General features: G+C 47.7%; 20 protein-coding genes. 16 read left to right on the top strand and 4 right to left on the bottom strand.

The genetic code is table 11. The features are described from left to right. Window positions 1-3 precede the first annotated feature (3 nt). The 4 genes from ACFTRD_RS15730 to ACFTRD_RS15715 form a co-directional block, all read right to left on the bottom strand. Window positions 4-972 carry a hypothetical protein gene (locus tag ACFTRD_RS15730; protein WP_379381669.1) on the bottom strand — a complete coding sequence of 323 codons (969 nt, stop codon included), beginning with the start codon at window positions 970-972 and terminating at the stop codon, window positions 4-6. Then, window positions 950-1,540 (bottom strand): RNA polymerase sigma factor, encoded by a 591-nt coding sequence (locus tag ACFTRD_RS15725; RefSeq protein WP_379381665.1) that lies wholly within the window; start codon window positions 1,538-1,540, stop codon window positions 950-952. Before ACFTRD_RS15725 ends, ACFTRD_RS15730 begins: the two co-directional genes overlap by 23 nt. 214 nt (window positions 1,541-1,754) lie before the next feature. Beyond that, window positions 1,755-2,987 carry an aminopeptidase gene (locus ACFTRD_RS15720; protein ID WP_379381663.1) on the bottom strand — a complete coding sequence of 411 codons (1,233 nt, stop codon included), beginning with the start codon at window positions 2,985-2,987 and terminating at the stop codon, window positions 1,755-1,757. An 82-nt stretch (window positions 2,988-3,069) separates the two neighbouring features. Beyond that, complete coding sequence (locus ACFTRD_RS15715; RefSeq protein ID WP_379381661.1) at window positions 3,070-4,302, bottom strand: aminopeptidase; 1,233 nt, start codon at window positions 4,300-4,302, stop codon at window positions 3,070-3,072. Between the two features lie 215 nt (window positions 4,303-4,517). Between ACFTRD_RS15715 and ACFTRD_RS15710 the strand changes: the two genes are divergently transcribed. The 16 genes from ACFTRD_RS15710 (at window position 4,518) to ACFTRD_RS15635 (ending at window position 25,830) form a co-directional block, all read left to right on the top strand. After that, entirely contained in the window at window positions 4,518-4,784 is a 267-nt protein-coding gene (locus ACFTRD_RS15710; RefSeq protein WP_174532100.1) for a hypothetical protein, read from the top strand. Between the two features lie 184 nt (window positions 4,785-4,968). Beyond that, entirely contained in the window at window positions 4,969-5,778 is an 810-nt protein-coding gene (locus tag ACFTRD_RS15705) for an MBL fold metallo-hydrolase (RefSeq protein ID WP_379381658.1), read from the top strand. A 212-nt stretch (window positions 5,779-5,990) separates the two neighbouring features. Then, window positions 5,991-7,001: an aldose 1-epimerase gene (locus ACFTRD_RS15700; protein ID WP_379381656.1), complete on the top strand. Its 1,011-nt coding sequence runs from the start codon at window positions 5,991-5,993 to the stop codon at window positions 6,999-7,001. A gap of 223 nt (window positions 7,002-7,224) precedes the next feature. Continuing rightward, on the top strand, window positions 7,225-8,613 hold the full coding sequence (gene fumC / locus ACFTRD_RS15695) for a class II fumarate hydratase (RefSeq protein ID WP_379381654.1): 1,389 nt from the start codon (window positions 7,225-7,227) through the stop codon (window positions 8,611-8,613). 175 nt (window positions 8,614-8,788) lie between these two features. Next, entirely contained in the window at window positions 8,789-11,533 is a 2,745-nt protein-coding gene (locus ACFTRD_RS15690) for a CHASE3 domain-containing protein (RefSeq protein ID WP_379381652.1), read from the top strand. 244 nt (window positions 11,534-11,777) lie between these two features. After that, complete coding sequence (locus tag ACFTRD_RS15685; protein WP_379381650.1) at window positions 11,778-13,397, top strand: PucR family transcriptional regulator; 1,620 nt, start codon at window positions 11,778-11,780, stop codon at window positions 13,395-13,397. A gap of 293 nt (window positions 13,398-13,690) precedes the next feature. Next, window positions 13,691-15,196 carry a factor-independent urate hydroxylase gene (pucL, locus tag ACFTRD_RS15680; protein ID WP_379381648.1) on the top strand — a complete coding sequence of 502 codons (1,506 nt, stop codon included), beginning with the start codon at window positions 13,691-13,693 and terminating at the stop codon, window positions 15,194-15,196. Then, window positions 15,193-15,573, top strand: a complete 381-nt coding sequence (gene uraH, locus ACFTRD_RS15675) for a hydroxyisourate hydrolase (protein WP_379381646.1) — start codon at window positions 15,193-15,195, stop codon at window positions 15,571-15,573. Before pucL ends, uraH begins: the two co-directional genes overlap by 4 nt. 40 nt (window positions 15,574-15,613) lie before the next feature. Continuing rightward, entirely contained in the window at window positions 15,614-17,020 is a 1,407-nt protein-coding gene (gene allB / locus ACFTRD_RS15670; RefSeq protein ID WP_379381644.1) for an allantoinase AllB, read from the top strand. After that, a complete protein-coding gene (locus tag ACFTRD_RS15665; RefSeq protein WP_379381642.1) occupies window positions 17,017-18,324 on the top strand; it encodes a Zn-dependent hydrolase in 1,308 nt (435 codons plus the stop codon). The genes allB and ACFTRD_RS15665 overlap by 4 nt, the downstream gene beginning before the upstream one ends. A gap of 6 nt (window positions 18,325-18,330) precedes the next feature. Then, entirely contained in the window at window positions 18,331-19,572 is a 1,242-nt protein-coding gene (locus ACFTRD_RS15660; RefSeq protein WP_379381640.1) for a pyridoxal-phosphate-dependent aminotransferase family protein, read from the top strand. Next, entirely contained in the window at window positions 19,566-21,161 is a 1,596-nt protein-coding gene (gene ggt / locus ACFTRD_RS15655) for a gamma-glutamyltransferase (protein ID WP_379381638.1), read from the top strand. Before ACFTRD_RS15660 ends, ggt begins: the two co-directional genes overlap by 7 nt. A gap of 106 nt (window positions 21,162-21,267) precedes the next feature. After that, entirely contained in the window at window positions 21,268-22,590 is a 1,323-nt protein-coding gene (locus ACFTRD_RS15650) for a 5'-deoxyadenosine deaminase (protein ID WP_379381636.1), read from the top strand. 119 nt (window positions 22,591-22,709) lie between these two features. Then, a complete protein-coding gene (locus tag ACFTRD_RS15645) occupies window positions 22,710-23,999 on the top strand; it encodes an XdhC family protein (protein WP_379381634.1) in 1,290 nt (429 codons plus the stop codon). Next, the gene (locus ACFTRD_RS15640) at window positions 23,965-24,609 is read left to right on the top strand and encodes a nucleotidyltransferase family protein (protein WP_379381632.1); all 645 of its coding nucleotides are present in this window, start codon (window positions 23,965-23,967) and stop codon (window positions 24,607-24,609) included. The genes ACFTRD_RS15645 and ACFTRD_RS15640 overlap by 35 nt, the downstream gene beginning before the upstream one ends. 306 nt (window positions 24,610-24,915) lie before the next feature. Further along, on the top strand, window positions 24,916-25,830 hold the full coding sequence (locus ACFTRD_RS15635; protein ID WP_379381630.1) for an FAD binding domain-containing protein: 915 nt from the start codon (window positions 24,916-24,918) through the stop codon (window positions 25,828-25,830). Window positions 25,831-25,849: the final 19 nt, after the last annotated feature.

Below are 25,849 nucleotides of genomic sequence, written 5' to 3'. Positions count from 1 at the left end.
ACTTTAATGACTGTTCCAAGGAAACCTTTGATTCTGAAGGTTATTGGCAATGGATAACATCTCTTCTTCGCTGAGAGTACCGAACAAGCTGACGTTGGTTGAACCCATCATCCATTGAAAAGTGTTATAGCGAGGGCCAATTGACATAAAAGCCTCGCTACCATCGCCCAGTTTAACGACACTTGTCTCTCGAAGTAAAGGACCTTCAACTACTTCACCAGGATGGATCCAGGCATAATCAAATTGTAATATTTCTTCTTGTCTATCTTTGATTTTACCAGTGTAGAGTACTCGCATATGGGTTGATTTAATATTACTGTCTATAGGGAGTGGCAACTCTGCATCAAGCATCAGCTCGAACTTGATGTCGGTAAATCGCTCGGGGATTACATTTGAAAGTAGAAAGTCACCAATAAACCCTGAGCGTGCTTCTTCCTCAGTTACTTCAACAGGAACCAAAATTTGTGTTGAATCTATATCGAATTCATAGGGATTGTCATCATAATTTTCAGGAGAAATTTGAGGAGCGTCCTCGATACCAGGCTCAGGTGGTACAGACGTCTTTGCGGCTAAAGGATCCAATCCAACTATTTCGTTTGTACGGTCTTTAATAATAATGGATTTCATTCCATTACCCCAATCTTTGATCGTTTGCACAAAAGGGGACACTGCCTGTGTGTTCGTAGGAACACTGAATAAAACTGCACCTAAGGCGACTGAAGCGGCGATAACGAAAGAAAGCCGTAAGGTCCGCCTTCTTTTTTTGCGTGCGTTAATCTTATTAATTTCATATTCAACTTTAAGCCAGGACTCATGCATAATTTGGAAATTTGTATTATTTGGATCTAGGGGAGCAGATACAGCCTGATGGAAGGCTTCGTCAAAAGCCATATCAAACACGGCATCGAAAAAATCGTCTTCTAGCTCTGAATCGAATGAATCAATCTGCTTATCGGACTTGCCTTTGCTCAATACTTCCACCCCATTCCTTATGTAATTTCTTCTTGATACTTCCCCGGGCTCTAAACAAACGTTGCTTCACAATTTCTTCGGATGTATCAAGCAGATCAGCCATTTCCCGATAGGAAAGACCCTCTTTCCAGCGTAGTTCCACGAGTACACGGTATTCTGGCTTAAGTTGTTCCAGGTAGAACTCGATGGATTCCTGCATCATTTGTGTCTCCACCGTGCTCTCCACGGAAGCTGCCGTCTGATTCATTGTCTCCATATCTATAAAAACACTATCCGTATCCAGTTGGTTACGGTTATTTTTATTTTTTCTCAGATAATTAATGGCGGTATTCCGTGTGACTACCTTCAGCCAGGCTTTCAGTTTGACCTCGCTGTCGAAGAGAGGTTTGTTTTTAATGATTTTGATAAAAGCTTCCTGGATAATATCTTCTGCTGCTGCACGTTCTTTGATGATGTAAACGATGAGACCATGTACCATATTATAGTACTCGTAGTACACTTCTTCTTGAAGTTGGGGGCCCAAATTATGGAAATTCGAGGCTAAAAGTAATTGGAGCCGATTGGCCATGATGTTCTCCTTTCTGGTGAACAATCCACAAACATTGGTATCATTTCATTTTACAACATTATATGGAAGCGATACAATGGGAGGTTAGTCCGACAGTAGAAAGAGAAGTATATTCAGAATTACAAAGAGGCCGCCTCATTAACCAGAAAATGATGGTTAATGAGGCGGCCTTTATGTGATATTTAATAATTATAGGATTATCGATCCAACTGTTTTAGAAAGCCCAGTTGCCTTGCAGGAAGATGGCTTCACGCTCGCCATTCGCTGTCACGCCGTAAATGTTCGTTTCCGGCGATCCCATCATGAAGTCCACGTGAGTAATGCTGGAGTTCATGCCGCGAGCTGCAAGTTCCTCGGTTGACATGGTTTTGCCACCATCGATATTGAAGGCATAGGAACTGCCGATAGCGAGGTGACATGAAGCATTCTCATCATATAACGTTGTGTAATAGAGAATACCGCTTTCAGAGATTGGTGAATGGAAAGGCACCAAAGCAACCTCACCGAGGTAATGGGACCCTTCATCCATGTTAATGAGCCGTTCGAGTGTATCTTGCCCTTCTTCGGCATGAAAATCAATGATGCGCCCCTTCTCAAATGTTAGGGAGAAGCGATCAATGATACTTCCGCCATAACTGAGTGGTTTGGTACTGGTCACTTTACCGCTCACTCCGTATTTGGCTGGGGCAGTGAATACTTCCTCTGTCGGAATGTTGGCAACAAAGTGGGTACCTTGTTCGTTAATGCTTCCCGCCTGCGCCCAGATATGCCCTTCAGGAAGCTCAACGGTAAGGTCTGTTCCAGGTGATACAAAATGCAAAGCTTTATATTTTTTGTTGTTCAGGGCAACTGCTTTGTGCTCCAAACGCTCAATATGCTGCTCCCAAGCCGCTACAGGATCATCCAGATCGGCTCTTACAGCAGCAAAAATGGCTTCCCAGAGCTGTTTCATCTGCTCGGCAGGTGAAAGGTCGGGAAACACTTTGGCGGCCCAATCCGGTGAAGGACAGGCTACTCCTGTCCAGCTCATTTTGTCGGCCTGCTGATATTGACGATATTTGGACATCGCCTGACCGTATGTACGCTGATGGGTGGAAATGCGTTCAGGATCGATGCCTTTCAATAGGTCCGGGCTGGATGACAATACGGTCAAGAATGCAGCATTGTTCGCTGCCAGCTCCTCAAGTTCAGCAGCATGCCATTTCGGTGGGTCCTGGAAGGAATCCTCAGGCGCCATTTCAAAACGCAATCGATTGACAGTCTCGTCCCCGTATTTGACGATGACTTTCTTAGCTCCGGCCTCGTAGCCTTTGCGCACCAACAAACGCACGAATTCAGCTGTATCAATCATGGCGCTGATGACGAAGATTTGCCCGGGCTGAACGTTGGCTCCAACTTTTACGGCCAGTTCAGCATAATGATCCAGTTTTTGTTCAAAACTCAACATATCGTGTTCCTCCATATCATGAATGCCCCGCTTACGCAGGAAAAGAGAGGAGTGACCCTCTCTCTCATTTACATCGTTTAAATTAGAAAGCCCAGTTTCCTTGCAGGAAGATCGGTTCTTCGCTGCCTTCGGAAGTGACCCCGTGAATGTTCATTTCTCCTGATCCAATCATGAAATCCACATGAGTGAGACTGGAGTTCATGCCATGGCTGATCAATTCATCCTTGGACATCGTTTTGCCACCTTCCAGACAGAAGGCATAGGCGTTACCGATCGCCAGATGGTTGGATGCATTTTCATCAAAGAGGGTGTTGTAGAACAAAATATTCGTATCGGAAATTGGCGATTGATGTGGAACGAGAGCTACCTCACCCAGATAATGTGCGCCTTCATCCATTTCGATCAGGCTTTTCAGTGTATCGAGTCCTTGATCGGCAGTATAGTCAACGATCCGACCATTTTCGAAAGTCAGGGAGAAGCCGTCAATCAGGTTGCCGCCGTAGCTGAGAGGCTTCGTGCTACGCACAGTGCCATTAACTCCGGTTTTGAGTGGAGCGGTGAACACTTCCTCTGTAGGCATATTGGCAACGAAGACATGTCCTTGTTCATTGATGCTGCCACCGGACACCCACAGATGGCCTTCGGGAAGCTCAATCGTAAGGTCTGTGCCAGGGGCCGTATAGTGAAGCTTTTTGTATTTTTTTTCGTTGAGCAGATCGGCACGGGAATCGAGATTTTTCAAATGCGTTTTCCATTCTGCGACAGCATCCTGTTCCCCAATGCGAACGGTTTTGAAGATAACATCCCACAATTTATCGATTTGCTGCTCTGCCGGAAGATCAGGGAATACTTTGGCTGCCCATTCAGGAGAAGGAACGGCTACGATGGACCAACTGAATTTGTCTGCCATTTGATAGGAGCGATATTTTTCCAATGCTTTACCGCGAACTTTCTGACTTGTCACGATCCGTTCCTGAGGAACACCAGCTAGTAAATCCGGGTTTTCTGCGATAACATGCAGAACGGCGGCGCCTTCTTCAACAAGTTCGGTCATTTCACCTGCAAACCATTTCGGCTCAATGGAGAATGATTCTTCTGGTGCCAGATCATAATGAAGACGTGTGATTACTTCATCACTCCAGTTCACTTTGACCAGTTTGGCTCCTGTCCCATAAGCGGCTTTGACGATCAAACGAACAAAATGTGCTGCCGAAATTGGTGCGTTCACGACGAGAGTCTGCCCAGGATGGACATTGACACCGACTTTGACCGCCAGTTCGGCATATTGCTGTAAATTCGATTCAAAATTGTTCATGCTATTTGTTCCTCCAATTTGGTATAATTTTTGTAGCTGATAGTTATTATATTCCTCATTACAAGTATGTAAGGAGTATGTATTGTTCCCTCATTGAATAAGGTATACGTTGCTACGATATATATTGTACAATTAACCAATAATAATTACCAAACTAGGTTTACCATAAATTGTGGAGACCCGCAACAGATGAGAGATTAAAGGAGAGAACGAGTGTGAATATTGAGATTATTCGTGCAGAGATGCGTCGTGAAGACGAAAAAAATTATGTGGGTAATACCGTTTTTCGTGCAGAAGGCGAAAAGTCAGTATATGAGATTACGTTCATGAGCAAGAACGGCAAGGATTGGGATTATAGTCTGCATTTCACCGAACAGTCTGGTGATGAAGAGGAATTGCTGCGCATGGACGAACTGCTGGAAAACGACGACGATATGTACAATCAGTTGCTTGATGCAGCACTGGATGCTTACCCGGCGTAATTTGTCCGAGATGTTCATGTTCTAATATGGAATGTAGCTGATTATACTAGACGGTGTATGCCTGAAACAGGGTGTACATCGTCTATTTTATTGGAAGTAAGGAATAGATGCTCCAGAAAAGGGAAGTCTATGACAGATGAATGGAACCAGAGAGACAATCCGCCTGAATGGGAGGTAACCGTGAATGGCATCTGACAATCTGATTACAGCAGGGATGACGGGACTCGAAGAAGTCGCGCACGATATCCTCAGTCTGCGTACACTGTTCGTTAATGTTGTGTTTATCGGTGAGCCGGGAAGCCGGAACTGGGTGCTCGTGGATACAGGAGTAGCGAGTTTCACCGATCAGATCCTTCATGTTGCATCTGAACGATTTCCTGGTCCTCCGTCTGCTATTATTTTGACACATGGTCATTTTGATCATGTAGGGACCGTCATCGAATTGGAACAATTCTGGGGTGTCCCGGTGTATGCACACCCGCTGGAACTGCCTTATTTGACAGGTGTGAAGGATTACCCTCCAGCGGACCCTTCCGTAGGTGGTGGTTTGATGGCGCGGTTGTCATTCACGTATCCCAATGAAGCCATCAATCTGGATGATCGGATATTCAGTCTGCCGGATGACCATTCCATTCCGGGAGTTTCTGCTTGGAAATGGATACACACCCCCGGTCACACTCCGGGGCATGTTTCGCTATTTCGTGAAGAAGACCGTATCCTGATTGCCGGAGACGCGATTGTCACGGTGAAACAGGAATCGCTATGGAGTGTGCTGCTTCAGGACAAACAGTTACACGGTCCACCTGCATATTTCACGACAGATTGGCAAGCGGCTCATCAATCCGTACGTCATATTCGTCGATTGCAGCCGAAGGTTGTTGTTACAGGGCATGGACATACCTTAACCGGCGATATGTTGAGGGGTTCACTGAAGCAACTCGATCTGGAATTCGAAGAGACTGCTGTTCCGGATCATGGCAAATATGTAGACTGACTGAGCAGGGGGTAGGAATACATTCCAAAGAATTGTGGAAGGATTCTGTTATGGCATCATGAGCCTGTAGAGACAGCTGCGTAGCTCCGTGGCTGTCTTTTTTGTCTTTCCATCATGAATTTGTTCTCTATCATAGATTGGTATTTTGTGCCCGGGCGTGATATAGTCGAGCCGTATAATATAACCTTAGTATGCAGGAGGTACATATAACGATGACACAGCAGAATACAGCTTTTGAAGAACAATTTGGAGGTATACCCGCTGTCTGGCTTCGCTTTGATCAGTTTGAAGCGGCTGTCATTCCAAGCGTGGGTGCCAACCTTGTCGCTTTCCGCGATACAGAGCGGGGATTCCGCTATTTACGGGAGCCGGATCAGGAGCATATGGACGATTTTATGGCTGCTCCTGCCGTATATGGAATTCCGATTCTTTCTCCACCAAATCGCTATGAGGATGGTCGTTTTCCCTGGGATGGCAAAGTCTATCAATTGCCTATAAACGAACCAGCTACAGGCAACCATTTGCATGGGTTTTTGCACAATGTTGAGTGGAAGGTTGAGGGTTATGGATCTGATAAGCTGGAGAGTTATGTCGTACTTAGCCAGGAAGTCAAGGAAGGACATGTGTTCCATCAATACCTGCCATTCACATTTACTGTGACGCTCCGTTATTCGCTAAGCAGCCTTGGACTTCAACAGCAATTGAATGTTCGCAATAATGGTCAGGAACGTATGCCAAATCTGTTTGCATTCCATACAGCAATCAGCGTTCCATTTGCACCGGAAAGCCAAGCATCCGATTATACGGCCAAAGCAACGATTGGACAGCGCCGGGAGTTGAATGAACGCTCTTTGCCTACGGGACAATTTCAACCGCTTACACCAGAGGAAGAACAATTAAAAGGTGAGGGTGTCAGTCCATTTTTTGCAGCCATGGATAACCACTACACGGCAGAACCTCAGAATGGGCGTAACTATATGGAACTGACTGATCATCGTACCGGCGACAAGCTGGTGTATGATGTAGGGACTTCCTACAAGCATTGGATGATCTGGAACAACAACATGGCGGGCGACTTCTTCTGTCCTGAACCACAGATGAACCTGGTTAATGCTCCGAATGTACAGGGCTTACCTGCTGAAGAGATCGGTCTTATTGGTCTTGAGCCTGGTGAAATATTCGAACAATCCAGTCGTTTGTACCCAATCAAGCCACAAAAATAAACATTTTCACATTTTGCGTCACGCTTACAATTTTGTCGAAAAGGTGAAAACCTGGCAGGCAATCATGTATAATATGACAAGATACACAAGCTTTTCTCAAAAGAGCATCTTGCATAAATCACAAAGATCACATTGGAATCAACAAATGCAAGATGCTGTGAAGCAAAGAATGTATGCGTATTTTGTAGAGACACAAACCATCTTTTTGGAGGAGGAGAAGCAAGTGGAATACCGCATTGAGAGAGATACGTTAGGTGAAATGAAAGTACCAGCCGACAGGCTGTGGGGAGCTCAAACGCAGCGCAGCAAGGAGAACTTTCCGATTGGTCGCGAGCATATGCCGATGGAAGTTGTACGTGCTCTTGCCATTTTGAAAAAAAGCGCTGCTGCAAGCAATCATAAATTGGGTAAACTATCGGCTGCCAAATCAGATGCGATCGCTTATGCAGCTGATGAAATTATTGCTGGCCGGATTGATGATCATTTCCCGCTCGTGGTATGGCAGACGGGCAGTGGAACACAGTCGAATATGAACGTAAACGAGGTCATTGCCAATCTGGGTAACCAGTTGCTTGAACAGAAAGGCAAGGAAGAACGCCTGCATCCAAATGATGACGTGAACATGTCTCAGAGCTCGAATGATACATTTCCAACCGCTCTGCATGTTGCGGGTGTGCTCGCGGTTGAAGATCAGCTCTTGCCAGCAATTGCGGTGCTGAAAGCTACTTTTGCAGACAAGTCGGAAAAATTCAAAGATATTATCAAAATTGGACGTACCCATCTTCAGGATGCAACGCCAATTACACTCGGTCAAGAGATCAGCGGTTGGGAAGCGATGCTCGACAAGAGTGAACGCATGATCCGGGATAGTGTTCAGTATATGAAGGAACTGGCAATCGGTGGTACGGCTGTTGGAACCGGAATCAATGCACATCCCGACTTTGGTGATTATACAGCCAAGGAGATTGGTAAACATACGGGTAAGGATTTTGTATCCGCTCCAAATAAATTCCACGCCCTTACGAGTCATGATGAAGTCGTTTATGCTCACGGCGCCGTTAAAGCGCTTGCAGCTGACTTGATGAAAATTGCCAATGATGTACGCTGGCTCGCGAGTGGCCCACGCAGTGGTTTAGGAGAGATCCGCATTCCGGAGAACGAACCGGGTAGCTCCATTATGCCAGGTAAAGTGAATCCAACCCAGAGCGAGGCGATGACCATGGTCGTTACGCAAGTGATGGGGAACGACGCAGCGATCGGCTTCGCGGCAAGTCAGGGTAACTTCGAGTTGAATGTGTTCAAACCGGTTATTATCTATAACTTCCTGCAATCGGTTCAGCTTCTTGCAGATTCCATCGTTGCATTTAATGATAAATGTGCAGTCGGCATTGAACCTAACCTCAGCCAGATTGAACACAATCTGAATAATTCGCTTATGCTGGTTACTGCTCTCAATCCCCACATCGGTTATGAGAATGCAGCCAAAATTGCCAAGCTCGCGCATAAGGAAGGGTTGTCTCTGAAAGAAGCAACATTGCAGACAGGTCTGCTTACGGAAGAGCAATTCGATCAGTATGTTGATCCAGCGAAAATGATAGCTCCGAAAGCCTAATTCATCCGGATTGAAAACATCGTAATCCTTAAGAAGACGACCTGCCCCGAGCAGGTCGTCTTTGGATTGGAACAATGACCATATAAATGCTTGTCAGACTATACATATACGTATAAACTACAGATGCACTCTTTGTTAGGTTTGGGAATTGTTTATTTCATTGGAGGTTTCAGCGTTGTCGAAAAAGAGAAGATTTACGATACGCTCCAAAATTCTATTGGGCTATCTTATGGTGGTGCTGCTATTTGGTGCCGTCTTACTGATTCTATCAGCTCAAATCAATGTGTTGCAGAAAGAAAATGATTTTATCAGCCACCACGACCTTGAAGTGCACAACCTGACCAACACGATTGAGAAAAATGTGCTGAACATGGAAACAGGACAGCGTGGATACATGATTACAGGGGATGAAAGCTACCTGGAGCCGTACAGACAGGGGCTTGCGCAGTGGAACTACAACTATGACCAGTTATTTGCATTAATAAGTGACAATCCTTCTCAGCAGCGGAGTTTGCAAAACATCAAAACACATATTACACGGTGGATTGAAATAGCTGGAGAACCGTTGGTGGAACTGAAGAAACAAGGGGATCAAGCGAAGGTGATTGCGTTTTTTCAATCCGATCCAGGCAAAAATGAAATGGATTTGTTGAGGTCTCAGCTTGATGCCTTTCGGACCACAGAGATTGCACTGACCGAAACGAGGGTAAACGAACTAGCTTCGCGAAGTTCTGCGTTACTTACAATCATGTACACATTATGGGGAATTATTGCTGCATTGTCCATTACGGCAGGCTTTGTTGTATCAAGTAATATTGTTAAAACTTTGCGAGATGTAATGCAAACGATCACTGATATATCCAGAGGGGGGAACCTAACACAGCGGATTCATGTACGAACACATGATGAAGTAGGTGATCTTGGGCGAGAGACCAATAACTTGCTTGATACGGTACAGGAACAGAACCGATTGAAAAGCAAGATTGCCGATATAGCCACTCTGCTGCAAAATCCAAATCATTTGGAGGGGCTGTCACGGCTGTTCCTGAATCAAATCGCGATTCTGTTGGAAATTCCTTATAGCGTCTTATATTACTGGAAGGATAATCGACTGATTCGTATTGCGGCATATGCGGCTGATGGAGATAACGAACGTTCACTTGGTAAAGTATCAATCGCACCTGGTGAAGGTCTTGTCGGTCAAAGTGCTATCGAGAAACGGATTTTGTGTATGAATGACCTGCCGCAAAACTATATTCGCATTTCCTCAGGTCTTGGACATACAACAGCTACGTCGGTTACGGTTGCTCCAGTAATATTTGAAGGTAAAACGATTGCTGTGATTGAACTCGCCTCTATGAAATCACTGCAAGAGAATGATATGAAGATGCTTGGCGAATTGATTGAAATTTTCAGTGTTTCTCTGCATTCGACAGCTACACGCATGGAATTGCAGCAATTATATAATGAGTCTCAGGTACTCAATGAAGAATTGCAGGCACAGTCTGAAAAACTTCAGCTTCAAACCGAAGAGATGGTATCTCAGACGGAAGAGTTACATATGCAGACAGAAGAACTGCATATACTGAACGAGCGTTTGGAAATACAGAAAAATGCGGCAGAAACTTCTGCCGGGGAGCTTGCCAAAGTAGCGGATCAGCTGCGGACCAGTTCCGGTTACAAGTCTGAATTTCTCGCGAATATGTCGCATGAACTGCGTACTCCGCTCAACAGTATGCTGATTTTATCCGAGATTTTGGCTGAGAACAAGCATCAGCACTTAAACAGTGAAGAGCAGAAATATGCTTCGGTGATCCATGCATCAGGCAAGGACCTGCTCAACCTGATTAACGACATTCTCGACCTTTCCAAAGTGGAAGCCGGGGAGATGGAAGTGGATTTTGATGATGTGTATCTTGAAAGTCTGCCCGAAGTGATGAATCAATATTTCCTAAAAACGGCTGAGCAAAAAGGAATTGACTTCCGGATTCAGCTTCAAAGCCCTTTGCCGGAAACGATTGTTTCTGACGAGATGCGGTTACACCAGATTTTGCGGAATTTGCTCTCCAATGCATTCAAGTTTACCAATGAAGGTGAAGTGGCATTAACGATCTCCAGAGTGAGTCTGGCCAGTCCTGAAGGGAACAGGATGGAGAGGGATGCTATTGCCTTCTCGGTTAGTGATACGGGAATTGGCATTGCTGACAACAAACTGTTACAGATCTTTGATGCGTTTAAGCAGGCAGACGGAGCCACGGCCCGAAAATATGGTGGAACCGGACTGGGACTGTCGATCTCCCAATCCCTTGCCAATCTGTTGGGCGGATCCATCTCGGCCACAAGCCGTGAGGGACAGGGAAGTGTTTTTACCCTGTTCCTCCCGCTGAGAACGGAAGAGCCAGAGGTTATGCAGACTTCCAGATTGTTCTTGAACGAGGTTGCGGTCACGGCTACTGAAACAACTAATACTTCAGAATTGACTTCAACAAACGTCGAGACGTTGCTGACTCCACTGGAAGAAGCGTTACTGAACGGGCGCCAAGTGCTTGTGGTTGACGACGATATTCGAAATGTATACGCCTTGGCGAACGCCCTTGAACAATATGGCATGAATGTGATCACAGCTCAGAATGGATACGAATGTCTGGAGATGCTGGAACGTGGGGAGGCGAAGCCGGATATTATTATGATGGACATCATGATGCCAGAGCTGGATGGGTATGAAACTACTCGCCAGATCCGTGAGAGATTGAGTCTCAAGCAGCTCCCCATTATAGCTCTAACTGCGAAGGCCATGAAAGAAGATCGTGACAAATGTATTGCAGCAGGAGCCTCGGATTATATTAGCAAACCGCTGAATATGAAAGAGGTACTGTCCCGAATGAAATTATGGCTGAGTCATGAAACATTGGGAATCTGATCTTCAGTACCTGGATAAACCATATTGAAACTAAAATTGAAACCTATGCCAGTTGCGCAATGATTGCTGCAATTGTGTCATAGGTTTTATTTTTTTCTCATGTAAGCTTTAAAAACCGAAATGATGTTATAATACTTAACAACATTCCAAGTGAATTTCAAAAATATGGACGAAAATAAGTGTGAAACCTTGGTTTTGTCCAAGTCAACCGCTATAAGTGTTATATATATGGGAGGTAAGGTCCATGCAGCTTACAGTTAAAGAGGCTTTAAAGGTATACCCATTGTCTGAGGCCAGACTGGTTGCGGGTGGGGAAGGGACTTCGCGGATGATGAAATCCGTTAACGTCATGGACGCTCCGGATATAGCGGATTGGATCAAATCCGGAGAATTGCTGTTTACAACAGCATTTATTATGAAAGATAACGAGACGGATGCACTTCGTTTGATGCGCCGCCTGAATGAACGCGGTTGTGCCGGACTTGGCATTAAATTGGGCCGCTTCTGGCAGTCCATTCCGCAAGGAATCATTGAGGAAGCGGATCGACTGAGGATGCCCCTGCTCGAGCTGCCGTTTCAATTTACGTTTTCCGACCAGATGAATGCGTTGTTCAAGGCCGAACATGAACGCAGCAATCGGTTGCTCCATGAGGTGGTACAGAAACAGAAAAAATTGATGCAGTTTGCACTGCAACAACAGCATCGGAATGTATTTGCCGAACTTGCCACTGTTTTGAATTACCCGCTTACGGTGATTGGCTCTCGAGGACATGTGCTCTATGGAAGCGACGGTATTGCCGGAGACGCGGTTGTACAGGGTTGGCCCTGGAAATCCGTCATGCACCGGGTGAAATGGAATCAGGGTAGTTGCCACCGGGTGCCCATCAAGCAGAATGATGAAGAATACGGTTTTTTGCTCGTCTTTACAGACGCGGCCCTGTCTCTTAGAGCGGAGGAAGAATTATTCCAGCAGGCTGCGGATGTTCTGGCATTCTATATGGATATGACCTATCGGGAACACATTAACCCGACCGTTCAGGATGAGATGCGTACGCTGCTAACCCAGTATCTGGATAACAAAATGACGGTAGATGAACTATCCAGGCTCAGCGAGAATAAAGGTGTTCACCTGTTTCAGGGGACCTATCAGTGCGTGTTGATCACATTGGAACCGTCTGTTTTTGCCGAAGGAAAACTGCTGAAGCAGATCCACCGTGAGTTGCAGTACAATCCGCTGATGCAGTTCACAGCCTCACAGCATTTTCAGATCGAAGATGGCATATTGTCCATCTATACCTGTCCAACGGGACGGGATTATGGAGAGGAATTATCAGCTTTCCTGCTGAATCGGTTCGGTGATGTTCTTGCTGCACAGGAAGCCAAGGGGGAATCTGCTCCGCGGTTCTGGATCAGCAAAATGAAGCATGAGCCAAAATCGTTGCGAGAAGCTTATCAGGAATGCCTGGATACCCGTCAATTGGCTCGTCGATTCGGCATGAAGGATCGGGCTCTCCAGTTCGAGATGTTGGAATTTGCCTATGTATTCCAACATGTACCGGATAACATCATGGAGAATTACTGCAACAAAGTACTTGAGCCATTATTGGCCAGGGATGGTGATCCCAATCAGGTGCTTATGAATACGCTGGAATCTTTTATCGAGAATGATGGACTCATTAACGAAGCTGCGAAGCAACTGTTTGTGCATCGGAACACCGTTACCTATCGGATGGAGAAGGTCGGAAGTTTGCTGCAAATGGACTTTAAGAAGACGAATGATCTGCTGAAATTAAAGCTGGTGTTCACCTTCCGTAAGTTTGTTCGTGACCAAACATCGGCAAAACCGCATTCGCAGCAGCATTAATCTGACGGCGGGCCCGTATACGTATATCCTTTTAGGATGATCATCAGTATCCTGAACAAGTGTTGTGCAGCATAACAATGAAACAGCCATGTTAGATAAAACCGTATTTCCCTTGAGGGAATGCGGTTTTTTTAGGTTTTTATTGCATTTGAGTAATCAAATCCCGTGCATTGCAAACAAATCACATCTATGATGTTATGTTATATTACAAATTTGCGTGATTATTGTTGCCGCAGTGCAGAGCGACACTTAGAATGAAGAACAACAATCTACAAAAGACCGGAGGTTCTAACATGACCGACTTCATTAAACTCGTTAACAGCTGGTCTATCACACAGTTCGTGCATACGTTTGGCGGACTGTTCGAAGAATCACCTTGGGTGGCAGAGCATTCCTGGGCATTACGGCCATTCGACTCTTTTGAACACATGATGAATGTAATGAAGAACGTAGTTCAGACATCCGATGAAAAGGTCAAGTTGCAGCTGCTTTGCAATCACCCGGATCTCGGTGCGCGGATCAGCATGAGCAGCAATTCCGTTCAGGAACAGGCTGGTGCAGGGCTTGATTCACTTTCGCCGGAGCAATATAACGAGCTTAGTCAATTAAATAAAGAATATACAAGCCAATTCGGCTTTCCTTTTATATTGGCCGTGAAAGGTCACACAGCTCAGTCCATCCTGGAGTCCATACGGAAACGCAATCGAAGAGGAAGAGAGGAAGAATTCCAGACCGCCCTCAAGGAAGTGTTCAAGATTGCTGCCATTCGATTGGAGCAGTGGCTGGTGCAGATGGGTCATGAACATGAATTTGAATTAAAGACATCAGAAGTAAAGCGGCGGACTATGTATTACGGCAAAGGGGATGTATGGATGTACCGTTCCTACGCCAAACCGTTGACGGGTATTCAGGCCATACCAGAATCTCCATTCACCGGACGCAATAATATCCTGTTTGGATTAAACATTAAAGTAGCTGTTCAAGGCGACGAATTTCTGCCTTCTTTTATTGATGGGGATAATTCTCTCGTCATTGCAACGGATTCGATGAAGAATTTCATTCTGAAACATGCTGCGGATTACTACGGAGCTACGGTGGAAGGTTTTCTCGCCTACGTCAGCCGACGTTTTCTGGAGACATATCCGCAGATGACCAAAGTGCAAATGACGGCAGATCAGATTCCTTTTGAAGATGTGCCTGTTCGCAGAGAGGGAAGCCTTCGTGCAAGCGAGCTGGTATTCCGTTATTCCCAGAATGATCGGGCGACGGCTGCAATTGAAGCGCAGCGAAAAGGAAGTCAGGTCGAGCTAAGCAATCATTTCAGTGGCGTCGAAGATATCAGGCTAATTAAGGTCAAAGGCAGTGAATTTGCCGGTTTCGTCAAGGATGAGTACACCACCTTACCCGAGACATGGGACCGTCCACTGTTCATTTTCCTAAATATCAATTGGCGTTACGAGGACCCGAGAGATGGCATGGACGATCAGCGCGGGCGTTATGTTGCGTCGGAGCAGGTAAGGGATGTAGCTGCTTCGGTGTTTCATGCGTGTCGTTCCGCCTCCATTCAGCATCTGATTTATCAGATTGGATTAAGGCTTTTGAAGCGATTTGGACAGCTCAGTGAAGTTTCCTTCGAGTCCAATAATCGGACTTGGGAGACGGTGCTGGATGAAGTGAAAGAAGGAGAAGGCAAAGTATTTACCGAGCCCAGGCCTCCTTATGGATTCCAGGGCTTCTCGATGACAAGGGACGATCTAGAGGCTGACAACAGTCGCTCGAAGAAAGAAGGGGAGGCATGATGTCGGTGGCTGGAGGACGGATCACTACGCATGTGCTGGATACATCCAAGGGCGTTCCGGCTGCAGGCGTACGGGTTGAACTCTATGTATTGCACAGGGACGGCGAGAAGGAAACCAAAAGGAAAGTTGCTGAATCGGTGACGAATAGCGATGGACGTCTGGATGCCTCATTGCTGGACAGTGGGAGGCTTGAGCAAGCGGTGTATGAGCTTCAATTCAACGTTGAGGGTTATTACGCGGAGCGATCTCTTGAGGAACTAGGGCAGGCGTTATGGACGGTTGTACCGATTCGGTTTGCCGTATCCGATGCTGCGAGTCACTACCACATTCCTTTATTGATTGCTCCAGGAGGTTACAGTACATACCGGGGAAGCTGAAATATATGAATCCGGTGCTGATCAGAGGAGGGTCATCCATATGACAAGATTAGATACGATCATCCGGGGGGCCCGGGTTGTATTGAGAGATAGCGTCGAAGAACTGGATATTGGGATTACAGGTGAAAAAATAACAGCTTTGTCCTTACAACTGATAGGTAATGAAGACACTGAAATCATAGAAGCGAATGGCCTTACCGTGATGCCAGGAGCGGTGGACATTCATGTTCACTTTAATGAACCTGGACTCGCGAGTTGGGAGGGATTTAAGTCGGGATCAGCATCGCTGGCTGCTGGTGGAATTACGACATATGTCGATATGCCTCTAAATGGTGTCCCCCCAACGATCAGACCAGATGCGTGGGCGTTGAAAATGAAAGCAGCCGACGGTCAATCCTATGTTGATTATGCGTTCTGGGGAGGACTTGTTCCTGGCAATCGGGCCGAGCTTGCTCCATTGGCCCATATGGGGGCGGCCGGATTCAAGGCATTTATGTCCGAACCCGGCGGAGAAGGGGAAGATATCTTCGCGAGAGCCGATGAAGATACACTTTTGAATGGAATGTATGAAATTGCAAAGCTAAACCGCGTGTTGGCGCTTCATGCCGAAGACGAAGTAATGGTTGGCGAACTGGGGTCCAGAAGTATCGCAGCTGGACGAACCGGACCGATGGATTACGTGCAATCTCGTCCAGCAGAAGCGGAAGTTCAGGCGGTGTCCCAAGCGCTGCAATATGGGGAGCAGACCGGATGTGCACTGCATTTTGTTCATATCAGTACACGGGAAGCGCTTGATCTGATTGCAGAGGCGAAACAGCGCGGACAGGATGTAACTTCGGAAACATGTCCGCATTACCTGACTCTGACTGATCAAGATGTTGTTCGGCTGGGGGCCGTAGCCAAATGTGCACCGCCATTGCGGAGTCAGACGGAGCAAGATCGGTTATGGGATGCGCTCGAAGCAGGCCTGATTGATATTATCGCCTCCGATCATTCTCCTTGTCCGCCATCGATGAAACAATCGGATAATTTCTTCGACATCTGGGGTGGCATCTCCGGAGCGCAAAGCACGCTGCTGCTTATGTTGGAAGAAGGGCATCTCCAGCGAAATATAGCCCTTCCGTTGCTCGGAAGAGTTCTGTCTTTGCAACCTGCCAGAAGGCTTGGACTGGAGAGTAAAGGTGAAATCGCCATCGGCAAGGATGCGGATCTGGTACTGATTGATTGGGAGAAGAGTACTACTTTGAATACGGATGACCTGCTCTACACACATAAGCAGAGTCCCTATGTAGGGCGCACGTTTTCCTCCAGCATTGCAGACGTGTTCTGTCGGGGCGGGCGAATATACAGCTCAAAAACAGGATTATCTGATGAGCCCATCGGACGGTTTGTCCATACCAACTCATCTGTTCAAGCTGTTGAGGAAGGAACGGAGGGAATATCATGACGGACTTTGAAGTACATGCACCGTCTGGTACGGAAGATCCCATCCAGTCTTTGCCGCAATTGGAGCAGGTGGAGCTGCAAGCTTTTCTTGACTGGTTGTCCACTTATGGAGCTGATGCCCAGGGGGGTGTGACACGTTTGTTGTATGACCAAGCATGGTGTGAAGCACAGCATGCACTTGCGGCAAAAATGAAGGAGAAAGGGTTGGCTTCTGAATTTGATCAATCGGGCAACCTGTATGGCACGCTGTCCGGTACGGGGGCGGGAAAAGGAACAGGTATGGAAGAGGCGCCGATTGTTACAGGGTCCCATATTGATACGGTCGTCCATGGTGGAAAGTATGATGGCGCTTATGGGGTAGCTGCAGGAGTGCTTGCACTGGAGTACCTGCAAACTCAATTTGGGGCACCGAAACGGACACTTCAGGTGGTTTCGCTCTGTGAAGAAGAAGGCAGCCGATTCCCTTTCGCTTATTGGGGATCACGGAGTATAACAGGTGTAACCGGACTGGAAGAAGTCCAGCATTTGAAGGATCAAGAGGGGATCACCTTTGCAGAGGCGATGCGGGATGCAGGTTTTGGATTAGACCGTAAATATAGACCCGCAGCGAAAAAATACGGCACCTTTATCGAACTTCACATCGAACAGGGCCAGGTCCTGGAACGGTTGGGGCATTCCATTGGTATCGTAACGGATATTGTCGGCCAGAAACGTTTTAGCATCACCGTAAGTGGCGAAGCCAATCATGCGGGAACTACACCGATGGCCTGGCGCAAGGATGCACTTGCAGGTGCAGCTGAGATGATCACAGCTGTAAGACACATTGCGCTTGAAGCGGGAGAACCGCTAGTAGCCACTGTGGGACGAATAACAGCCCATCCGGGGGTGGGTAACGTTGTTGCATCTCGGGCCGTATTCTCGCTCGATATCCGTCATATCAGTCAAGAGAGCATTGACCGATGCTGGCAGCATATGCTTCAGGAATTTAGCCGAATCGCAGCTGAGCAGCAGCTCGGTCTGAACTGGGAGGAGCACTTGTCTGTCACACCTATTCCGATGAACGAACAGATTACATCAGACATTCGAGATATCTGTGAAGTGGAGCAATTATCCTATATCCTCATGCCAAGCGGCGCAGGACATGATTCGCAGATCTTTCAGCCGGCTTGTCCCACGGCGATGATCTTTGTACCCAGCCAGGATGGCATTAGCCATAATCCCCTTGAATATACAGCTGAAGAGGACCTGATGAAAGGTTTCCGGGTTCTGGTCCAGCTACTCTATAAATACGGTTACGGGAGTTGAGTGAAGATGTCCAACTATAAAGAATTGTCCCCTTCCTTGCGGACGATCATGACACCGGGGCCAGTTGAAGTCGACCCTAGAGTTCTGAGGGCATTATCCTTCCCGATTCTGGGGCAGTTTGATCCAGAATTCACTTCCCTGATGAATGAGACGATGGCGATGCTGCGTGAACTATACATGACAGATAATGAGTGGTGTTATCCGGTCGATGGCACATCCCGTTCAGGTATTGAAGCCGTGCTGGTCAGTCTGATCCAGCCGGGAGACAAGGTGCTTGTGCCGATCTATGGACGTTTCGGGCATTTGCTTGTGGAAATATCGGAGCGATGTGGTGCCGAGGTTATCTTTTTCGAAACAGAGTGGGGAACGGTATTTGATCCCGAAGAGGTAATTAAAGCCATACATGCCCATAAGCCGAGTCTGGTCGCGATGGTTCATGGTGAGACATCAACCGGGCAAATGCAGCCTCTTGCCGAGATTGGCAAAGCCTGCCGTGAACTCGATATTTTACTCGTGGTTGATGCAGTTGCCACAATCGGAGGTACACCTGTCGAGACGGATGCCTGGCATCTGGATGCGGTGATGGGAGGTACGCAGAAATGTTTGTCCGTTCCGTCCGGGATGGCGCCATTAACATATAACAGCCGTGTAGAGAAGAAACTGATGAGCCGTAAAACCGTCGAACGTGGGCTTCGGGACGCGACAAGTGCTAGAGCCGAAGGTTGTACGATTGCCAGCAATTATTTTGACCTGAGCCAATTGCAGGATTACTGGAGTTCGGCACGGTTGAACCATCATACGGAGGCCACCTCCATGCTCTACGGTCTTCACGAAGGGTTGCGTATTCTGCTTCAGGAAGGGCTTGAGGCCCGTTTTCAGAGACATCGGATCAATGAACGAGCGCTGGTCGCGGGGATTCAGGGTATGGGACTGCAATTGTATGGAGAGTTGTCCAGTAAACTTCCAGTGGTCACTTGTATCAAAATTCCAGACGGTGTGGATGGTGAGGCGGTACGAAGCATGCTTCTGAACGATTTCAGTATTGAGATTGCCAGTTCATTTGGACCACTGAAAGGCAAGATATGGCGCATTGGTACGATGGGATTCAGTTGTCAGCGAAAAAATGTACTGCATGTGCTTGGGGCACTGGAAGCTGTTCTGCTTCGTCACCGCCACGTATTACCAGCGGGTGAGGCGGTGCAGGCAGCGTTGGATGTATACGCCGGGAAGGAGGGCGTCTTATGTTGAACCAGATGCCGATATCCAGAGAGGTGATGGTTACCTCTCCTCATTATTTAGCGAGTGCGGTTGGAAGTTCAATTCTCCACCAGGGTGGTAACGCTTATGATGCAGCGGTTGCGGTTAGTGCAGCACTAGGTGTGGTGTACCCACACATGACAGGGCTTGGCGGCGATTCGTTCTTCTTGATCCACGATGGAACAAGTGGTGATATAACCGCCTACAACGGCAGTGGTCGTTCAGCTGCGGGAATTCATGCCGATACATTCAAAGCGATGGGCATGAGTTCCATTCCTCAGCGGGGTGTGTTGAGTGCCATAACCGTTCCGGGAATGGTGGATGCATGGTGGGAGGTATGGTCTCGCTATGGCAAATTGAAATGGGAACAGCTGCTTGAACCTGCAGCGCAGTATGCAGAAAAGGGATGCCCTGTATCCCGGAATCTGCGACTGTGGCTGGAACGGGATGAGGATTTCATTATGGGGCATACGCCGCTGCGAGCGGTATTTGCCCCTTTTGGTACACTTTTGCAGGAAGGGGAGCTGCTCCTGCAACCGGACTTAGCCGGATCTATTCGCCTGATTCAGGCGGGAGGAAGGGATGCTTTTTATACAGGAGAGCTTGCCGATCAACTGACATCGGCTATTCGTGAAGATGGCGGCATGCTTGCACCAGCGGATTTTGCGAGTCACAAAGGGGAGTGGGTGAAGCCGGTCAGCACGAATTACCGTGGTTATGAAATTCACCAGATGCCCCCAAACTCCCAGGGTTTCTCGATGCTGATGATGCTTAATATGCTGGAGCATATTAACCTGTCTTCTGTGGCCCGTACGTCCCCTGAGTTCTATCACCTGATGGCTGAAGTCGTAAAAAAGGCTTTTCGTGATCGTGACCGTTATCTCACAGACCCGGAATTCAGGGATATTCCAATAAAACATCTGTTATCCAAGGTGTATGGAGATGAATTGTGGAATGAGATCCAGTCTGCTCCGCCTGTGGCGCAGCCTTTTCTGTCCAAAACGATGGGGCAGGATACGGCTTATGCTGCGGTTGTGGACAATGAAGGCAATGCCGTATCTTTTATTCAAAGCCTGTACTTTGATTTTGGTTCAGCCTATGTGCCAGGAGAAACGGGTGTGATCATGCAAAATCGGGGGTCCTTTTTCTCGCTTGATCCGAAGGACGCCAACGTACTGGAACCCAATAAACGCTCTTTTCACACCCTTATGCCAGGTCTTGTCACTCGAAACGGGAAACCTTATATGCTTGTAGGCACGCAAGGTGGAGAAGGCCAACCCCAGACACAGTTATCGGTTCTTACCGGTGTGCTGGACTACGGTCTGAACATTCAGGAAGCGATCGGTCTGCCGCGTTGGGTGTATGGACGGACCTGGGGCGAAGAAGGCGACACGATGCGAGTGGAGAACCGCTATCATGACGACGTATGTGACACGCTTGCCCAATGGGGGCATAACGTCGAAGCCAGAGCGCCGTGGGATGGGATTATGGGGCAATCGCAAGGGATCGTCATCCAAGAAGATGGCATGATTAGCGGCGCAGCAGATCCCAGGGGAGATGGCATGGCTATCGGGTGGTAGCGTAATTCGTGTAGACGTTATGGTTAGATCCTAAGAGTGACTTCAATGTGCAGGATCATAGAACTAATGAAATGTACGCAGATAGATACGGATAGGGGAGATTATCATGGGAACGATCCTGCTGAAAGGCGCACAGCTCGTCACAATGAATGAAGAAGAAGATGTATTTACGGGGGATCTGCTAATCGAGGATAACAAAATCAAAGAGATTGCAGAGCATATTGACGTTCAGGCTGATCAGGTCATTGATGCCCGGGGCAAAGTGCTGCTGCCAGGTTTCATCCAGACACATATTCATCTGTGTCAGACTCTTTTCCGCGGACGTGCGGACGATCTGGAGCTAATGGATTGGCTCCGTCAACGTGTTTGGCCGCTTGAGGCAGCGCATGATGAGGAATCTGTCTATTACTCGGCAATGCTCGGCTTGGGCGAATTGATCTCTAGCGGGACAACGACCATTCTCGATATGGAGACGGTGCATCATACCGATTCGGCTTTTCAGGCGATGGCACAGAGCGGGATTCGGGTGATTTCCGGTAAGGTGATGATGGATCACGGGGATGAAGTTCCTGAACCGCTGCGTGAAAATACAGCCACCTCGTTGCAACAAAGTGTCGACTTGCTGGAGAAATGGAATGGATTCGGCGGGGGGCGCATTCAATATGCGTTCTGTCCACGCTTCGTCGTCTCGTGTACGGAGGAATTGCTGGTTGAGGTGCGCGACCTGTCGAATAAGTATCATGTGAAAGTACACACCCATGCCTCCGAAAACCGCGGCGAAATCGAACTTGTCGAACACGAGCGCGGCATGCGCAATATTGTCTATCTGGATCATATTGGCCTGGCTACCCAAAGACTGGTGCTTGCCCACTGTGTATGGCTGAGTGAGGAAGAGAAAGAGATCATTCGCAAACGCGGCGTGAAAGTGACTCACTGTCCTGGATCGAATATGAAACTTTCCTCTGGCATAGCGGATATTCCTGATCTATTGAATCGCCAGATTGCAGTAGGAATTGGTGCTGATGGCGCGGCGTGTAACAACAATCTGGATATGTTTCAGGAAATGCGTCTGACCGCTCTTATGCAAAAGGTGCCGCATGGCCCAACCGTGATGGATGCCCGGACAGTGCTGCGCATGGCGACAATGGGTGGAGCAGAAGTGCTTGGAATGTCCAAGGAAATCGGCAGTCTGGAAGTGGGTAAAAAGGCAGATATGCTGCTGCTGGATCTGGATGATTTCCATACATATCCTTCCTATGAGACGGATGTGTACTCCCGTGTCGTCTACTCTGCAACTCGCAGCTGTGTAGATACCGTTATTATTGATGGAAGCATTGTGCTCAATAACCGAAAGATTCAAACGATTGATCGTGGCATCGTGCTTCGTGAATCGGATAAAAGTATTGCAAGATTGATGAAGCGCATCTAATGAATGCAGCCGGATGAAGTTTACCCGGGCAAATATCTGAGCAGAAGTTGGGTATTCAGCCCTCACAGTAAGGCTCTGATACACTTCTTCGGATCTTAATCCCTGAAAGGACGGAGACAATGATGGAAATGCATGATCTGTGTGCAATGGCAGCGCGGGAAGCGCGCTGTGTACTCGCAACAGCGGTCAAGGTAGAAGGTCATGCTTACCGTAAGCAGGGAGTCTCTATGCTTTTGACCGAAGAAGGGGTGATGTATGGCAGTATCAGTCCGGGATGTCTGGAGAGTGATCTGCAGGCCAGAGTGGGTCGGGTGCTGGATACGGAGCAGCTGGAGTTCGTGGAGTATGATATGCGACCCGCAGATGATCTGTCCTGGGGAGAAACGATTGGCTGCGGCGGATTGATTATTGTTCTGCTTGAGCCGGTTTGTGGTGAACTCAGATCGATCTTGTCCCATATGCATACGTATTTTCAATCTGGATCAACGGTGGAACTTACCCGTTCGTTTTGCAATCACTATACAAGGGTTCATTATGTGATAAAGCTCGCTGAGGATGCAGAAAACCGGACATCATTACGCCCCTTCCTGATAGCCAAGGAGGGAGGTGCAGGTAAGAAGACGGAATCTGTATCCGATGAAGAGCATGAAAATCACTATTTCGACTTCACCTGGCATATGGACGAAAAGGACGGTCCCAAAAAGGCCATAGAAGCTTCTCAAGATCCAATAAATACAATGGTTACAGTGGACACCCCACGCTTTTCTTTGGTCGTTATTGATCCATCTGAATCTGCTGCTGTCGCATCTGATTCTGGAGAGAGTGATCTTCAGAGGGGTGGATCGACTGAGGCAGAGCGTTGGGATATTCCGCCACAGATCTCAACGAGATATGTACCCAAACCCCGTCTGATTATTGTCGGAGCCGGAAATGATGTGATTCCTGTCGCCAGTCTGGGCAAATCAGCAGGATTTCGTGTAGTTGTAGCTGATTGGCGAGAGACTTTGTGTACCCCTGAACGGTTTCCGGGTGTTGAGCTTGTCCGCGGTTTCCCTCGTGAGATTATCCCTGTACTGGATATCCAAGGCGGGGATTATATCGTATTGATGAGCCATCAATTTCCGAGAGAACGGGAATTTCTTGAATTGGTTGAGGATCGGAATTATGCATATCTTGGCATTATGGGGTCCAGAACACGGACAGCACGTTTGCTGAACGATCTCCCTCCAATGAAGCATGTGCATTCACCCGTCGGTTTGACCATTGGTGCCGATGGTCCAGAGGAGATTGCGATCAGTATCGCAGCAGAACTTATTGCCTGTAAACGTGCGGCTTCTGCCGAAGAGCGTCGCAACGTACAAAGGGGGATTGCGCATGCGTCTGACGGGCATCGTGCTAGCGGCAGGTAAGAGCAGCCGACTGGGGCGGGATAAACTGTCTATCGCCATGCCTGATGGAAGGTGTTTAGCCGCATGGACCTTGGAAGCTGCCTTGAATTCCGATTTGGAGCAGGTCATCTGTGTGGTCAAACCTGAGGATTTATTGGCGTGGATCCCTGCCGTCCGCCTCAATGCAGCTTCTTATAGCAGGACTCCAGAAACGGGGACGAGACTTCAGATTGCAATCTGTACCGATTATGCATATGGCATAGCCATGTCTCTTCACTGTGGCCTTCTGACTGCTATGCCCCACCAACCTGAAGGTGTGATGATGATTTTGGCAGATCAGCCGTTATTGCAGGCACGGGATATCAACAGGGTTGCTGAGGCATTAGCTGCCAACAAGCTGTGTGATTATGCAGCAGCTACGGATGGGAGTGGAGGCAAGCCCCCTGTAGCCTTTCGGGAGCATATGCTGGGGCCTCTTTTGTCGCTCAGCGGAGATGAGGGGGCGCGAAAGATCATGCGCAATGCCAAATATACAGGAACGCATGTATCGTTGTCTGATTCATGCTTCTGGGATGCGGATACCGAACCAGAGCTGGAGCGCATTTTGGATTATGTGAATGGGATAAGGTGAATGAAGAACTCAGCAGAATGAGCGAATCACTTGTTACCTTTTCCTTATTTCCTCAGGTCAGCCAGACCGTCTGGTTGGCCTCTTTATTGTATTTTTATGTGAGGAATGAATTAGCTTGTGTTCGCTTTTGGGAGTAATTAATGCATTAGGCACAAATCGAACCACATATTTATACATTTATCCAAAATGATGTGAAGATAATTGACGTTACCCTTGCCGTCTCATATGATTTGAAGAATTATTATTTGGATCATTCGGTCATATCCAACGCCCCACAGATTCAATATGGAGAAGGGAGATGAAACGATGGTCATGCCGGCATACGGTACTGGAGCGCAGCCAACGGTTTGGCAGCCAGATAATCTGGAAGAACTTCAGGCTTTGAAGAGTAAACTGTTCGGGAAGTATTGTTATGCAGCAGGGGGGACATTATTACGCACTCAGTGGGAAGGTGGCCTTGTTCCTGTACCTGAGCATATGATCAGCCTTGCTCGTATTCCAGGTGCAGGCAGCGTTTATGTGGATGGAGATCATCTGGTCATTGGAGCACTGACGCGATTGAATCAATGTGACACAGACGTTCAGCTGCAACAACTGCCCTTATTGCAGTCCGCAATGAAGGCTATAGCTGCTCCTTCGATTCGGAATATGGCTACAATTGGCGGAAACATCGTATCCGGAGTGGGTGACTCCATACCCGCACTGCTGGTCTACGATGCACAGCTGCATTGGATAACGGACAACGGCTCTGAGATCAGCAGTCTTTCGTCCTGGCTGAACGGTGGGCATGACGGCAGTCGCAATCCGAATAATGTGTTAATTGCTATTCATATTCCAATGGCGAACACAGCTTGCCCGTATTCCCATAGCAAACAGTCCTCAGTTTCGCGTGAAATTTCATTTTACCGCAAGTTGGGTCGGCGGGAGACCTTCACGGCCTCGCTGGTGACGATAGCTTTTCATGGTGAAGTGGGCACAGATGGCCGATGGAATAAGATCGCGATAGCTGCGGGGGGAGGTTCAGGGATGGCCATGCGACTTCCCGAAGCGGAAAAGATGCTTCTTGGCAGCGTGGCTTCTGCTATGCAGGCTTCAACTCTGGCTGTTGCGGTTAGATCGGAATTCGAGACTTATAGTGATGCATTCGCATCGGAACAGTACCGCAAACAAACAGCAGGTAATATGATAGGTGCCAGACTGTGGGAAGCACTTTGCTCATAGAAGGTTACAGATGAAGAAA

The sequence above is a fragment of the Paenibacillus sp. NPDC056933 genome, assembly GCF_042674385.1.
Classification (GTDB): domain Bacteria; phylum Bacillota; class Bacilli; order Paenibacillales; family Paenibacillaceae; genus Paenibacillus.
Note: the sequence above shows the minus strand (reverse complement) of the source record. Positions and strands in the feature narration are given on the sequence as shown.